The following is a 13,182-nucleotide window of genomic DNA, read 5'->3' as shown; positions in this document are numbered from 1 at the left end:
GCGCAGCATCTGGCTATCTGACACGAGGTGATCGCCATGAACCTGATCGAACACTCCCCCTGGCACGCCGGCGAACGGCAGATGCAAGCCAGCGCCGGCGCCGCCGAGCGTATGGACATGATTGGCGCCAAGGTGATCCGCGATCATCTGCCCGAGCAACACCGAGGGTTCTATCCGCTGTTGCCGTACCTGATGCTCGGCGTGGTGGACGCGCACGGCATGCCCTGGGCGACGATGATCGAAGGCGCGCCGGGGTTTGCCCATTCACCCGACCCGCACACCTTACAGATCGACAGCCTGCCCGGCAGCGGCGACCCGGCGCGCTCGGCCCTGCAGCCAGGGGCCGCCGTCGGCTTGCTCGGCATCGACCTCGACACGCGCCGCCGCAATCGCCTGAATGGCCGGGTTGGCGCGCTGGATGCCGAGGGCTTTGCGGTCGATGTGGTTCAGTCCTTCGGCAATTGCCCCAAATACATCCAACTGCGCCCTGTCGATGGGATCGCCCGCCAACCCGGGGGCGTGGCCGAGCGCAGCAACCGCCTGGATGACGCCGCGCGCGCAATGATCCGCAACGCCGACACGTTCTTCGTCGCCAGTTATGTGGACATCGACGGCGAACGCTCGGTGGACGTCTCCCATCGCGGCGGCAACCGCGGCTTCGTGCGCGTGGAGGGCGACCTGCTGACCATCCCCGACTTTGCCGGCAACCTGTTCTTCAACACCCTGGGCAACCTGCACGCCAACCCGGTGGCGGGGTTGTTGTTCATCGACTTTGCATCGGGCGACGTGATGCACCTGGCCGGGCACACTTCGTTGATCCTCAACGGCCCCGAGGTGGCGCGGTTCGAGGGCGCGCAGCGGTTGTGGACGGTCACGGTGGAACAGGTGGTCCGCCGCCCGGCGGCGTTGGCGTTGAGGTGGCGGTTTGCGGAGTTTTCGCCGTACAGCCTGGCGACGGGGCGCTGGTAGGGCTGCGCTGGAAAGCCTGGGGGGTGAGCGGGTGGTCAAACCCTCATCCGTCCCGTACCATTCGCCCCCCTCGCAGTGACGCGAGGCGCAGCGCCAGGATGGCTCATTGCATGTCTTTCCTGTGGCGTCTGCAGCTCCCTTTTTGCCCGCGTTCAGGATTCGACATGTTTTGCTTTTCCAGGCCTTTGGCCTTGCTCTTAATGGCTGCAGCCTTGGCGGGCTGCGGTACCCAGCCCGCGTCGCTGGTCAGTCAGCCGCTGCAACCCGGCCCCGAAGAACCGGTGGCTTATCTTGTGGGCTCCATCGGCCCGCAGAACCTCAAGGCGTCTCCCGCACCCAACCAGCGCCTGTTGTTTCGCAAGCGTGGCTCCGCCTTCGGGGCCGCGGGTATATGGGGCGGTGTCGGGCGGGAAACGTCTCAGGATGTGAAGGACCAGACCGGCGTCGCCAGTGTGTTCGTGCTGCCGCTCAAACCGGGAGATTATGAGTTTTATGATTTCCAATTCTTCTCCAGCACCTATTCACCCACCCTGGGCACCACTTACACCTCGGTCCAGGCTCGGGAGAAGTTCAACCTGCCGATGCGCCTGCAAGCCGGCAAGGCCTATTACCTCGGTGAATTTCGCTCGCTGTGCCTGGGGGCGTCCCTGTGCGCCTTCCGTTGGCGCGACCAGCAAGGTCGCGATGAGCCGATCGCGCGACAATCGGTTCCGCGCTTGCCGGCGCTGGAGTTGATACCGCTGGATTATCGCAGCGCCGCCCCGCATATCATCGCGCCGCCGTCTACCGCTGCGGGCCAGAACACCCCTCAAGAGATGCGTCCATGAACCGCGTTATTACCCTGGGCGTCCTGGCGCTGCTGACTGGCTGTGCGGCCACCAATACCCTGCCAGAGCGCGCGTTGCCCGACGGTCAGGACTACCTCAAGCCGATCCATGTCATGGTCGACGACCCGCTGAATGCCGCGCAAATCCGTAACCAGTTACGCGAAACCGGAGTGTTTCGCAGTGTCGAAACCGGCCAAGGCAAGGAAGGGGATTATTCGGTGTTGATCCGCTTCAATAGCCAGCGCGAGTTGCCACCTTTCCCGGTAATTCTGCTGAGTACGGCGACGCTGTTTCTGCTGCCCTTGTCCCAGAGTATCGACACCACCACCGAGTTTTCCCTGCAACAGAATGGAAAGCTGTTGAAGCAATACAGCTATCGCAACGTGACCCACAAATACACTTGGCTGCTCGATGGCAGCGGCGGGATGCAGCAAGAGAACGTAAACCGTATCACCCGCGCCTTTGCCCAGGATGTACAACGTGATGGCCTACTGCCTGTGGAGCACACGCAATGATCAGGATCACCTTAATGGCTGCCGTGCTGTTGCTCGGCGGCTGCGGCACCGCCCTCAAACCCCTGGACTACAAAGCCCAGCGCGCCTATGTGCCGATGAGCGTCACCATGCCGCCGCCCGAATCCCGGTTCGATCAGCAAAAGCAGCGCGAAGTCATCCAGTTGCTGCGTGATACAGGCGCCTTCAGTTTTCTCGACGGTGGTTTCAGCAAGACCGGCTACAGCCTGTTGGTCGACCAGAGTGGCGGTAAAGGGGCCGGAGTGCTCCCCGCAGTACTCGGCGCTCTGACGCTGCTGACCGTGCCAGTGCCCTACACCTACGAGCGGCAATTGCATGGCTCGGTGTTCAAGGACGGTCAACTGCTGAAAACCTATGCCTACAAGCGTGGCGGCTGGACGGCCACGACTTGGTACATCCCCATGACCGAACCGCGCAGCGAGAGTGAAATGCTCGGCGACCTGATGCGAGACCTGGACCGCGATCGCTTGATTCCCTATCAGTGAGCCGGTGAGGGATGTTCGGCGCCGCAGCGGCAACCCCTGCGGCGCCAACAGCGTGTGGCTTTGGCTGTCGTCGAGCGCCAGGGGTGGGCAGGTCAGCGCGACATCGGGATAAACGCCACGCTCCCCCCCGCACGCTGGTGAAACAGCCGCTCGCCATTGTCAGGCTGGGTGGTGATCACCTGATGATCCGCGCCCAGGTAGGCCAGGGGCGTGGGATCGTCCTTGGAGTACTGCGCGATGATAATCGTGTGTTGCGGATCGAAGCGGCGGCCGCTGGTGTGTTCCAGCCAGGTCATGAACGCAGCGCTGTCGCCCTGGCGGGGGAAGTCCTGGGTTTCGGCGACGTAGTAGAACGGCTGACCGCCGTTTTGCAGGTACATCGGCAGTTTGTTATCGACTTCCACCAGCACCATTTGCCATTGGTTCCATGGCGCGGTCTTCTCCGCTTGAGCTTGCACGTCCTCGACGAGACGCGTCACGCCGCCGTTGCCGTTGGTCCACGGGTACACCACGCCGAGCACCAGCAGCATCAGTGCGGCGGCAATGCCAAAGCCTTTCTGCCAGCGCGGCCAGCTGGCGGTTTTTTTCGCCAGCCGTTCGCTCAGCCACCAGGCTCCCAGCAACTGGGCGAACGGCACCAGCGGCAGCACGTAGTAACTGCGGCGGCTGCCGCTGGCGGTGAAGAACACGAACAGCAGGCCCAGGCCCCATACCAGCCAGCGCACGTTGGGCGGGGTCTGGCGCCAATGCCGCACGGCCAGCCACAGGCCGAGCAACCAGCACGGTGCCCAGGGCAGGGTGTAGGCGGGCAGGTAGATCAGATAGGTGTAGATCGGCCCCATATGGTCGAAGGGGTCGAAGAAACGCACGACGTTTTCGCGGAATACCAGAGCCAGCCCGCTTTCGCCGTAGGTCGGCGCTCCGTAGAAGTGCGACAGCACGAAGGGGATGGCATAGCACCCGGCGGCAATCAGCAGGGCCAGCACCAGGCGCAGGTTGAGGTGACGTTTGTAGCGGTGCTCGCTGAGCAGATGCGGCAGCAGCACCAGGCCTGGCAGCACAAAACCGATCAAGCCCTTGAACAGCGAGGTCGCGGCCAACAGCAGGAAAAACACCGTGTAACGCCACAACCGTGTGTCATCCGGCCCGCGCCAGTACCACCACACCGCCGCCAGCACGCCGCACACCGTGAGCACATCCGCCGTGGCCACGCGCGCCCAGAACAGGAAGTAGAAGGTGGTGGCGAGCATCCACCCGGCAATCAGCCCGGTGCCTTTGCGAAACAGGCGCTCGCCGATCAGGTACACCAGCCAGATGCTCAACCATCCGGCAATCACCGACGACAGGCGCAACGACCACGGCCCCAGGCCACCCATCAGGTTGGCGAACCCGCTGATCAGCCAGTAGGAGGGCAACGGCTTGTCGTAATACGGCGTGCCTTTGAGGTAGGGATCGAAGTAGTCACCGCTTTGCAGCATCTGCACGACGATGTTCGCCCAACGGGTTTCGGGCCCCCATAGGTCGCGACTGCCCAGGCCCAGCAGCAGGAGCAGGGCCGACACGCCCAGCAATAGCAGCAGGGCGCCACGTTCGGTTTTCCAGACACTCATGGACGGTTCCTAAGGGAGTTTTGGATAAAGGGTGAGCACCAGGTCGCCCTTGCGATAGCGCTTGCCGCCGGGTGGCAGTTGCCCTTCCTCAAGGTGTTCGCTGGTGCTCCTGACGCGCATCAGCACCCCGACCGCGCCTTGGCGGCGGGCTTCGGCCAGCCACGACTGGACGTCATCCAGCCCGACCTTGCGGTGTATGGTATCTGGGTATTGCAGGCCATATTGCAGCTCGCCTTCGGTGTCATAGAACGCGACATCCGACCGGTTCAGGCGCCAGGCCAGTGCGGATGCCGAGCCTAACTCGTTGCTCAGCAGTGCTTGGGTTTGCTGCAATTCTTCCAGGTGTTCAAGCACGAACTGATCGGGCATTTCGTTATTCGATATCCGCGCCGGCATACCCGCTGGCAGGAGTAGCACCAGCAAACCGATGCCCAGGGCCGGCGTCGCCCAGAGTGTCAGCGGGCGAAAGGCTTGCAGCAGGTTGGTCAGCACCCAGCCCAGCAGCACAATGAAGGTCAACGACAGGCTGAACATCTCCGCGTGGCTGTTGCCGTACAGCGGGTCGCCGATCTGCAGACAGATCAACGTCACCATCGCGGCCATGCCAAGCACGAAGTTGAGCAGGCCGTTGATGCAGATCGCGCGGGTTTTGCCCTGCTGTATCGCATCGATCAAGGCATGCCCCATCAACAACGCCAGCGGTAACAGGCACGGCATGATGTAGGTCGGCAGCTTGCCGCTGCTCAGGCTGAAGAAACCCAGCGGCAGCAGCATCCACAGGGCGAGAAAGGCCGTCGCCGGTTGGCGCTTTTCTTTCCAGGTCTGGTGCAGCGTGGTCGGTAGCAACCCCGCCCAGGGCAGGCACGAGACGACCATGATCGGCAGGAAGAACCACCACGGCCGCGCATGTTGTGCAGTGCCCGAAGCAAAACGGCGGATGTGCTCGTGCCAGAAGAAGAAATTCCAGTAGTCAGGCTCCTGCACATGGACCGCCCACACCCACGGCAGGCACACCAGGACTGCCACGACGATCGCCAGCGGGCCGTACCGCAGCAACTCACCCAGGCGCCGCTGCCAGAGCATATAAGGCACGGCAATCAGTACCGGCAGCAGCCACGCGAGGAAGCCCTTGGTCATGAAGCCCATCGCGCAGGCCAGCCCCAGCACGGCCCAAGCGCCGAGTCGGGCTCGCGGGGTGCGGCTGTCGAGGGCAAACCACAGCGCTACCAGGCTGAGGTTGACCCAGAAGGTGAACTGCGGATCAAGATTGGAGTAGCCGGCTTGCCCCGCCACCAGGCCGAAGCTCAAGTAGAGCAGGGCGCAGGCGAAGCTTTTGCGCGGGTCGTTCCACAGGCGGCGGGCGATCAGGTAGGCCAGCAGCACGCTCAGGCCGCCGGTCAACGCCGAGGCGATCCGCACACCGAACAGGTTTTGGCCAAACACCGCCTGACCGAGGGCGATCAGCCAGTAGCCGGCGGCGGGTTTTTCAAAATAACGCACGCCCATGAAATGCGGTGCGGTCCAATTGCCGCTCATGAGCATTTCCTGGCTGATCTGGGCGTAGCGGGTTTCATCGGGTATCCATAGACCGTGCAGGCCCAGGGGCAGGAGATAAAACGCGACGAAGGCCAGTAGCAGTAAGGGAAGGGGTTTGAATCGGGTCATGCGAACGTCGCTCCTTGACGTTTAAGTGCAGGAAAAGGATATAAGGAAAAAGTGCGATAAAAGGTCACAGTGTTCACTAATGGGCTGAAAGTATTCATGACGTCCTTAACTAACAGGCGCAGTTAAACATGCCAGAAGTTGGCTGTCGTTTGGCTGAACATCTGCCTCTTGTGTAGGTAAAAGTGTCTAAAGTTGCTTGAGCGCCTCTGGCCAGTCTCCGCTGTTTATAATGCCCACGGCCTTGAGCTTGCCGTTGCCCAGCACCTTGACGAATAACGCGCTGCCGTATTCGGTGGATTTGGCGTGGGGGAAGCCGAGGTCCCGTTCGATGTCGCTGATGCAGGCGCTGTGGGTAATCAGCAAAAAGTTGTGCCCGGGTTGCTTGTGGCTGAGAATTTCCTCACCCATGGCATCGCCGCAGATCGATAGCGGGCTTGGCGACAGTTCGGTCTTGCCAAACATGAACAGCGAGGTCTGGGCTGTGCGGGTGGTCGGGCTGCTGAACACGTCTGTACCCTCCATGCCCAGTATTTTAAAGGCTTTGCCGATTTCGACGGCCTGTTGGGTGCCGTTGATCGTCAGGCCATCGGCGGGGCCGAAGCAAGGATTGGAGGAACGGTCACAGCGTTCTTCATGGCGGACCAGCACCACCAGATTGCCATCGCGCCAATTAGCCAGCAGACCTGAGGTCAGCAGGCGATTGGCCGTGCTCAGGTCCGGTGGCGATACAGGCCAGGCCAGCAAACCTGTCAGCAATGTGCCGAACAGGGCGAGCGCTGTCGTGCCCAGCCAGAGTTTTTTCAGGCGTTTTGCCCGAGCTTGATACGAACGCGGTTTGGTCAGGGTCAGGTTAACCACACTATTCACCGTGGGGATGTCAGGCAGCTTTTTATTAGTCAGGCACAACCGTTTGACTGGGCCCGTAGTGGAGCAAGAGCCTGTCATACAGTTGCTGTCTTTTTGCTGAAAACCGGAGCGTTAAAAGTTATGTGTGCCGACAACTAATAAGTTGAGCGTTATTGACGCTTGTTCGGCACTTTATTCGGTGGTCGGTAGGTAACCGGTGAAATGTATGTGAAAAATTTGCGTGGCGAGGGCGGTCAGCCGTTATCCTCGATTGCAGTCCACTGGCGAGCGAGCGTTCCCATGTTGCAAGTGCAAGGTGTCCATAAATGCTACGTCACTGCGCAGGGCCCGCTGACGGTATTGGCCGGGGTTGATCTGCACTTGGCGCAGGGTGGCAGCCTGGCGCTGATGGGCGAGTCCGGCAGCGGGAAAAGCACGCTGTTGCACCTGGTGGCCGGCTTGGATCGTGTCGACGGCGGCAGTATCTGCGTGGGTGAGCAGCGTCTGGATCAGATGAGCGAGCGGCAGTTGGCCGATTGGCGGCGCACTGAGATCGGCCTAGTGTTCCAGCAGTTCAACCTGATCGGCAGCTTGCGCGTCGACGACAACCTGGCGTTCCAGGCGCGCCTGGCGGGGCGCTTTGATCCGCGCTGGCAAGCGCAGTTGGTCGAGCGTCTGGGCCTGGGGGATCTGCTCAAGCGCTACCCGGAACAACTCTCCGGCGGCCAGCAGCAACGGGTGGCGGTGGGGCGGGCGCTGGCGTCTCGACCCGGCTTGCTGCTGGCGGACGAACCGACGGGCAATCTGGATGAGGCCACCAGCGATGAAGTGCTGCAACTGCTGCTGGACCTGTTGCGCGACACCCCCACCAGCTTGTTGATGGTCACTCACAGCCCGCGCATTGCCGCACGGCTCGACCGGCAGGTGGTGTTGCACCGCGGCCACGTGCTGCCTGCGGACGTCGGCTGAGATGGCGGTGCTCTATTGGACTCTACGCGCGTTGCTCAGCCACTGGCGGCGCCACCCCGTGCAGTTTTTCAGTGTGCTGACTGGGCTGTGGCTGGCCACCGCGCTGCTGACCGGGGTGCAAGCGCTCAACAGCCAGGCGCGGGACAGCTACGCCCGAGCCAGTCAGTTGATCGGCGGCGAACCCCAGGCCAGCCTCAGCATGCCCGACGGTGCCAGCTTCCCCCAGGCGCTGTTTGCCCAGTTGCGTCGCGCCGGCTGGCCGGTGTCGCCGGTGGTGCAAGGGCGGGTGCAGCTCAAGGGGCATGAGGACCGGCGCCTGCAATTGATGGGCATCGATCCGGTGTCGCTGCCCGGCAGCGGCGCGGTGGCGGGGCAGCGCTTGAGCCAGGCGCAAATGGTCGCGTTCTTCAACCCGCCGGGGCGCACCTGGATCGCTCCACACACCTTGCAGGCGCTGGGGTTGCAGGCCGGTGAACGGCCGCTGACGGCCAGCGGGCAAGCCTTGCCGCCGTTGCAGGTTCAAGCGGACATGGCCCCCGGCCTGTTGCTGACCGACATCGGTTTTGCCCAACCGTTGCTGGACATGCCGGGGCGCCTGTCGCGGTTGTTGCTCGACACATCGTTCGCCGCCACCCATCCCACGCCGCCGGCCGGACTGCAACTCAAACAAGCGCAGGACAATAACCTCGCGCGCCTCACCGAAAGCTTTCACCTGAACCTGGATGCGCTGGGTTTTTTATCCTTTGTGGTCGGGCTGTTTATCGTCCATGCCGCCATCGGCCTCGCCCTGGAACAGCGGCGCGGGCTGCTGCGCACCTTGCGTGCTTGCGGGGTCAGCGGGCGGATGTTGCTCCTCGGCCTGGGCATGGAACTGGGCGCCCTGGCCCTGCTTGGCGGTGTGCTCGGTGTCGCCAGCGGCTATGTGCTCGCCAGTGTCTTACTGCCGGATGTGGCCGCCAGCCTGCGCGGCCTGTACGGCGCTGAAGTGCCAGGGCAGTTGAGCCTCAGCCCGTGGTGGTGGCTCGCCGGGTTGGGCCTGAGCCTGCTCGGGGCGTTGCTCGCCGGGGCCGGCAGTGTGTGGCGCGCGGCGCGCTTGCCGTTGCTGGCGTTGGCCAACCCTCAGGCCTGGCATGAGGCCCATGGGCGCTGGTTGCGGCGTCAGGGCCGGGTGGCGAGTGCGGCGTTGCTGATCGCGTTGTTGGCGCTATGGTGGGGTAACAGCCTGGCTGCCGGATTTGTGCTGATGGCGGCCTTGCTGCTCGGTGCCGCGTTGGGGCTGCCGGTGCTGCTCAATGCGCTGTTGAAAGCGCTGCTGGGACGCAGCCGCTCGGTGCTCGGGCAGTGGTTTCTCGCCGACTGCCGCCAACAGTTGCCGGCCTTGAGCCTGGCGCTGATGGCGTTGCTGTTGGCGCTGGCGGCCAACATCGGCGCGGGTTCCATGACCTCGGGTTTTCGCCTGACCTTCAGCAATTGGCTGGAACAACGCCTCACCGCCGAGCTGTACCTCAACCCAAGCACCCCGGCCCAGTCCGAACGCTTGAATACCTGGCTCACGCAACAACCGCTGGTGCAGGCGGTGCTGCCCACCTGGCAGGTCGCCGTGCAATTACAGGGCTGGCCGGCGGATGTGTTTGGCGTGGTCGACGCGCCGACCTATCGCCAGCACTGGCCGTTGCTGGAAGCTGCGAGCGCGCCGTGGGACCAGTTGCTGCGCAGTGACACGCTGATGCTCAGCGAGCAACTGGCGCGGCGCTTGAATGTGCAAGTGGGCGACGCCGTCAACATCCCCACGCCCGACGGTGTGTGGTCGCCCCAGGTGGTGGGGATCTACGCCGACTATGGCAACCCCAAGGGCCACGTGCTGGTCAATGCACAGCACCTGTTGGCGCATTGGCCGACGCTGTCGCCAGCGCGCTTCAACCTGCGCGTACTGCCGCAAAACGTGGCGCCGCTGGTGCGTGAGGTGCAGCGCGAGTTCACCCTGGACGACAGCCGTATCGTTGACCAACAGACCCTCAAGGGTTGGTCGAGCCAAGTGTTCGAACGCACCTTTGCCGCCACCGCCGCCTTGAACAGCCTGACGCTGGGCGTGGCGGGCGTGGCGCTGTTCATCAGCCTGCTGACCCAGAGCCAAAGCCGCCTCGGCCAACTCGCCCCGCTGTGGGCATTGGGCGTGACGCGCCGACAATTGATGCTGCTCAACCTGGGGCAGACCTGGCTGCTCGCGGTGCTGACGCTGCTGCTGGCGTTGCCCTTGGGGTTGCTGTTGGCGTGGTGCCTGGATGCGGTGATCAATGTGCAGGCATTTGGCTGGCGCCTGCCGTTGCATATTTTTCCCTGGCAGCTGGCGCGACTGCTGGGTCTGGCGTTGCTGGCCACGTTGCTGGCGTCGGCATGGCCGCTGTGGCAGTTGTACCGCAGTCGCCCGGCGGATTTGTTGAGGACGTTTGCCCATGAAGATTAAGGCGCTGCTGTGCCTCGCTCTGTTGCTGGTGAGCGGCTGTGACAAAGCCCCCGCGCCCGAGGAAAGTTTCGCCGGCCTGGGCAGTGATGCGGCGGATTTTGCCCAGGTGGTGCCCGGCAAGGTCTTCGCTTTTCCTGAGGACCACGGCCCTCACGCCGGTTTTCGCATCGAGTGGTGGTACGTCACCGCCAACCTGCAAGACGCCCAGGGCCATGTGTTCGGCGTGCAATGGACCTTGTTTCGCAATGCCCTCAAGGCCGGGCCGACGCAACCGGGCTGGCACGACTCAACGATCTGGCTCGGCCACGCCGCCGTCACCTCGGCCACCCGGCACTACGCCGCCGAGCGCTACGCCCGTGGCGGCGTCGGCCAGGCCGGGGCCCGGGCCGCGCCGTTCAGTGCGTGGATCGATGACTGGAGCTTCGCCACCCGCCCAGGCGCCGCCGGCCCTTTGGCGGACATGCAACTCAAGGCCAGCGGCCCGCAATTCGCCTACGACTTGCAACTGACGTCCAGTCGCCCGTTGGTGCTGCAAGGTGACAACGGCTACAGCCGCAAGTCCGACCAGGGCCAGGCCTCGTACTACTACAGCCAGCCGTTTTTCACCGCCAACGGCAGCGTCAGCCTCGACGGCAAGGTCTACCAGGTCACGGGCCCGGCCTGGCTCGACCGCGAGTGGAGCAGCCAACCCCTGGCCGCCGGCCAGACCGGCTGGGACTGGTTTTCCCTGCACCTGGACCGTGGCGAGCAGTTGATGCTGTTTCGCGTAAGGCAAAAGGACGGCACGGGTTATCTCACCGGCACCTGGATCGACCGCGAGGGCCGTCCCCAAACCCTGCACAACGCCGATATCCAGCTTACGCCACTGGCCACCACTGACATCGACGGGCGAAGTATCCCCACACGCTGGTCGCTGAAAATTCCCGGCAAGCAGCTGGATATCACCACCGATGCCGTCAACCCGAAGGCCTGGATGAACCTGAATATTCCGTACTGGGAAGGACCGGTGCAGTTTGAAGGAGGGGTTGGGTATCTGGAGATGACCGGGTATTAGCACTTTTCTGTAGGTGCTGATCCTCTTCTGCGTAGGCAACTTCCCAAATGTGATTTAGCCCCCTCGGACTTGTGCCGGGGCGGTGTTTGCTTGCTTATATTTCGACGCCAACTTCATCGCATCAAGGATGTAAGGCATGGCGCGGGGATACATCAACGACAAGCCAATCAGCTACAGCAGTTTGAAAACCTGGCTGATGGGCCACGGCATGAGCCGCCAGCACTCTGACCATTTTGATGTGTTGAATCATCACCTGCGCCGCGGGTGGGTGACGCCGGGGCGGATGGTGATTGTTCCAGACACCGAGAGCGTCAGTTGCTCCTGGAACGAATCCTGGTGGGTGCGTTATGCCGAGGAAATTGATCGCAACCTGGAGCTGGACGCTGCGGCTGCACAGACGATGATCGATAACTACGACCTGCTGCAGAGCCTTCTGACGTATGGCTCGATAGGTATCGGCAGTGCGACATCGGCGTGGTCGCGGCACTTGGATGAAGTCGTGAATACGTTGGAGGAAATCGAACGTCTGCATCAACGCCTGAAAGCCGGCGGGTTGGATCGCCAGGCGTTTATCCGCCAGCGCCAAGTGCTGCTGGCGCTGCTGGGCACGCAACTGCGCGGTGCCGCACGATTTGGCACGGGATTGCGCGGCAATCAATCGCTGAAGAAGGTGCTGGGGATTTCGACCAAAAGCTATCTGAATAAAGGCGAGATCGCCGGGTATGCACAGCGCTTGAAGGCGATTTCGCAGACGTCGAAGTGGTTGGGCAAGGGCACTTATGTTGGGCTGGCGCTGGATGTGGGCGCAGCGGGTTTGGAGATCAAGGAGGCGTGTATGGTGGGGCGGGAGGCGCAGTGTCGGCGGGCGAAGTATGTGGAGATGGGGAGGTTGGCGGGTGGGGTTAAGGGGGGAGCTGTTCTTGGAACAGTCGGGGCGAAAGCAGCTCGTCGTGCATGCAACATGTTTCTGGGTATTGCTTTGAAAGGACGCGGTGCATTGGCGTGCGAAATTATTGGAGGCGCTGCTGGAGGGTATGTCGGAAGTAGTGAATTTGGCGATGAGGGTGCGTTTCTGGGTGGAAAGATCCTAGAGATCGATGGTGATTTGATATTCCAGCCAGAGGGGGCTTAACCATGGATTTTTTTCTCGTTTATTCCATTGTGTTGTTTGTTGGGATGTCTGTCGTCTTGGGACTGTTGCTATTTGCCGAATATACAAAACTCGACGAGTTGGAAAGTTACTTCAGTGAAAACGAAGAAGTTCGCAATAATAAGCGTTTTTGGCGACGAAACCAGTGGATCGACAGACAATATCGCATGATGCTGATTTTTGAATACCTTGCAGACTCTAAACGCCATGTGAAAGCCGGTCTTGTGACCGAAGCCGAACTGGCGTCTATTCCTTTAGCGCTCAAACGTTGGGTGTTGTGGCCCTATTACCTTGCGTTCATTTGGGCTATCGCAACGGTTGTTTGGTCGGTTTGGCGCAGGTGGTGCAACATTCCAATTTGAACGAGGGAGGGAGTTTAATGATGTCGTTTTTTCCTGCTTACACCCTTGTAATGTCTATTGGGACGTTCGTCGTCCTGGGACTGATGCTTTTTGCCAAACGTACAAAACTCGACGAGCTGGAAAGTTACTTCAGTGAAAACGCAGAGGTTCGTAAACGTAAGCAACTCTGGGGGCCAAGCCCACGGTTCGGCGGATTTCATCGCATGGGCCTGATGATTGATATCATGCTAATGTCAAAACGCTAAGTG

The 13,182-nt window shown here is 61.9% G+C and carries 13 protein-coding genes; 10 read left to right on the top strand and 3 right to left on the bottom strand.

What is annotated here, in order from left to right; genetic code table 11:
* Positions 1 to 36 precede the first annotated feature (36 nt).
* The 4 genes from MOQ67_RS20910 to MOQ67_RS20895 all read left to right on the top strand — a co-directional run bounded on the left by MOQ67_RS20910 (position 37) and on the right by MOQ67_RS20895 (position 2,814).
* Complete coding sequence (locus tag MOQ67_RS20910) at positions 37 to 969, top strand: pyridoxamine 5'-phosphate oxidase family protein (protein WP_198718451.1); 933 nt, start codon at positions 37 to 39, stop codon at positions 967 to 969.
* Between the two features lie 200 nt (positions 970 to 1,169).
* The gene (locus tag MOQ67_RS20905) at positions 1,170 to 1,796 is read left to right on the top strand and encodes a hypothetical protein (RefSeq protein WP_232925636.1); all 627 of its coding nucleotides are present in this window, start codon (positions 1,170 to 1,172) and stop codon (positions 1,794 to 1,796) included.
* Positions 1,793 to 2,311 (top strand): hypothetical protein, encoded by a 519-nt coding sequence (locus MOQ67_RS20900; RefSeq protein WP_104902808.1) that lies wholly within the window; start codon positions 1,793 to 1,795, stop codon positions 2,309 to 2,311. The genes MOQ67_RS20905 and MOQ67_RS20900 overlap by 4 nt, the downstream gene beginning before the upstream one ends.
* Positions 2,308 to 2,814: a hypothetical protein gene (locus MOQ67_RS20895; protein ID WP_079444284.1), complete on the top strand. Its 507-nt coding sequence runs from the start codon at positions 2,308 to 2,310 to the stop codon at positions 2,812 to 2,814. The genes MOQ67_RS20900 and MOQ67_RS20895 overlap by 4 nt, the downstream gene beginning before the upstream one ends.
* Before the next feature lie 92 nt (positions 2,815 to 2,906).
* On the opposite strand, the gene MOQ67_RS20890 is transcribed toward MOQ67_RS20895, so the two are convergent.
* The 3 genes from MOQ67_RS20890 to pmrG all read right to left on the bottom strand — a co-directional run bounded on the left by MOQ67_RS20890 (position 2,907) and on the right by pmrG (position 6,956).
* Positions 2,907 to 4,424, bottom strand: coding sequence for an ArnT family glycosyltransferase (locus MOQ67_RS20890; RefSeq protein WP_193058995.1), 1,518 nt, complete (start codon positions 4,422 to 4,424; stop codon positions 2,907 to 2,909).
* A gap of 9 nt (positions 4,425 to 4,433) precedes the next feature.
* The gene (gene arnT / locus MOQ67_RS20885) at positions 4,434 to 6,089 is read right to left on the bottom strand and encodes a lipid IV(A) 4-amino-4-deoxy-L-arabinosyltransferase (RefSeq protein WP_448675548.1); all 1,656 of its coding nucleotides are present in this window, start codon (positions 6,087 to 6,089) and stop codon (positions 4,434 to 4,436) included.
* A gap of 186 nt (positions 6,090 to 6,275) precedes the next feature.
* Positions 6,276 to 6,956: a lipopolysaccharide core heptose(II)-phosphate phosphatase PmrG gene (pmrG, locus tag MOQ67_RS20880; protein ID WP_026140097.1), complete on the bottom strand. Its 681-nt coding sequence runs from the start codon at positions 6,954 to 6,956 to the stop codon at positions 6,276 to 6,278.
* 279 nt (positions 6,957 to 7,235) lie between these two features.
* Here pmrG and MOQ67_RS20875 point away from each other — a divergent pair, with 279 nt between their 5' ends.
* The 6 genes from MOQ67_RS20875 to MOQ67_RS20850 all read left to right on the top strand — a co-directional run bounded on the left by MOQ67_RS20875 (position 7,236) and on the right by MOQ67_RS20850 (position 13,179).
* Entirely contained in the window at positions 7,236 to 7,904 is a 669-nt protein-coding gene (locus tag MOQ67_RS20875; RefSeq protein WP_198718754.1) for an ABC transporter ATP-binding protein, read from the top strand.
* Between the two features lies 1 nt (position 7,905).
* Positions 7,906 to 10,368 carry an ABC transporter permease gene (locus MOQ67_RS20870; RefSeq protein ID WP_198718753.1) on the top strand — a complete coding sequence of 821 codons (2,463 nt, stop codon included), beginning with the start codon at positions 7,906 to 7,908 and terminating at the stop codon, positions 10,366 to 10,368.
* Positions 10,358 to 11,422, top strand: coding sequence for a lipocalin-like domain-containing protein (locus MOQ67_RS20865; RefSeq protein ID WP_198718752.1), 1,065 nt, complete (start codon positions 10,358 to 10,360; stop codon positions 11,420 to 11,422). The genes MOQ67_RS20870 and MOQ67_RS20865 overlap by 11 nt, the downstream gene beginning before the upstream one ends.
* A 136-nt stretch (positions 11,423 to 11,558) precedes the next feature.
* Positions 11,559 to 12,554 carry a hypothetical protein gene (locus MOQ67_RS20860; RefSeq protein ID WP_448675547.1) on the top strand — a complete coding sequence of 332 codons (996 nt, stop codon included), beginning with the start codon at positions 11,559 to 11,561 and terminating at the stop codon, positions 12,552 to 12,554.
* A gap of 2 nt (positions 12,555 to 12,556) precedes the next feature.
* Positions 12,557 to 12,934 (top strand): hypothetical protein, encoded by a 378-nt coding sequence (locus MOQ67_RS20855; protein WP_104902814.1) that lies wholly within the window; start codon positions 12,557 to 12,559, stop codon positions 12,932 to 12,934.
* Positions 12,935 to 12,951: 17 nt separating this feature from the next.
* Positions 12,952 to 13,179: a hypothetical protein gene (locus MOQ67_RS20850; protein WP_448675546.1), complete on the top strand. Its 228-nt coding sequence runs from the start codon at positions 12,952 to 12,954 to the stop codon at positions 13,177 to 13,179.
* The last annotated feature ends 3 nt before the right edge of the window (positions 13,180 to 13,182 follow it).

The sequence above is a fragment of the Pseudomonas sp. LY-1 genome (assembly GCF_053502595.1).
This window is presented reverse-complemented; position numbering and strand designations above follow the sequence as displayed.

Coding starts and splice junctions, on each gene's coding strand:
- MOQ67_RS20910 (WP_198718451.1), top strand. CDS start 37: ATGAACCTGATCGAACACTCCCCCTGGCACGCCGGCGAACGGCAGATG.
- MOQ67_RS20905 (WP_232925636.1), top strand. CDS start 1,170: ATGGCTGCAGCCTTGGCGGGCTGCGGTACCCAGCCCGCGTCGCTGGTC.
- MOQ67_RS20900 (WP_104902808.1), top strand. CDS start 1,793: ATGAACCGCGTTATTACCCTGGGCGTCCTGGCGCTGCTGACTGGCTGT.
- MOQ67_RS20895 (WP_079444284.1), top strand. CDS start 2,308: ATGATCAGGATCACCTTAATGGCTGCCGTGCTGTTGCTCGGCGGCTGC.
- MOQ67_RS20890 (WP_193058995.1), bottom strand. CDS start 4,424: ATGAGTGTCTGGAAAACCGAACGTGGCGCCCTGCTGCTATTGCTGGGC.
- arnT (WP_448675548.1), bottom strand. CDS start 6,089: ATGACCCGATTCAAACCCCTTCCCTTACTGCTACTGGCCTTCGTCGCG.
- MOQ67_RS20875 (WP_198718754.1), top strand. CDS start 7,236: ATGTTGCAAGTGCAAGGTGTCCATAAATGCTACGTCACTGCGCAGGGC.
- MOQ67_RS20870 (WP_198718753.1), top strand. CDS start 7,906: ATGGCGGTGCTCTATTGGACTCTACGCGCGTTGCTCAGCCACTGGCGG.
- MOQ67_RS20865 (WP_198718752.1), top strand. CDS start 10,358: ATGAAGATTAAGGCGCTGCTGTGCCTCGCTCTGTTGCTGGTGAGCGGC.
- MOQ67_RS20860 (WP_448675547.1), top strand. CDS start 11,559: ATGGCGCGGGGATACATCAACGACAAGCCAATCAGCTACAGCAGTTTG.
- MOQ67_RS20855 (WP_104902814.1), top strand. CDS start 12,557: ATGGATTTTTTTCTCGTTTATTCCATTGTGTTGTTTGTTGGGATGTCT.
- MOQ67_RS20850 (WP_448675546.1), top strand. CDS start 12,952: ATGATGTCGTTTTTTCCTGCTTACACCCTTGTAATGTCTATTGGGACG.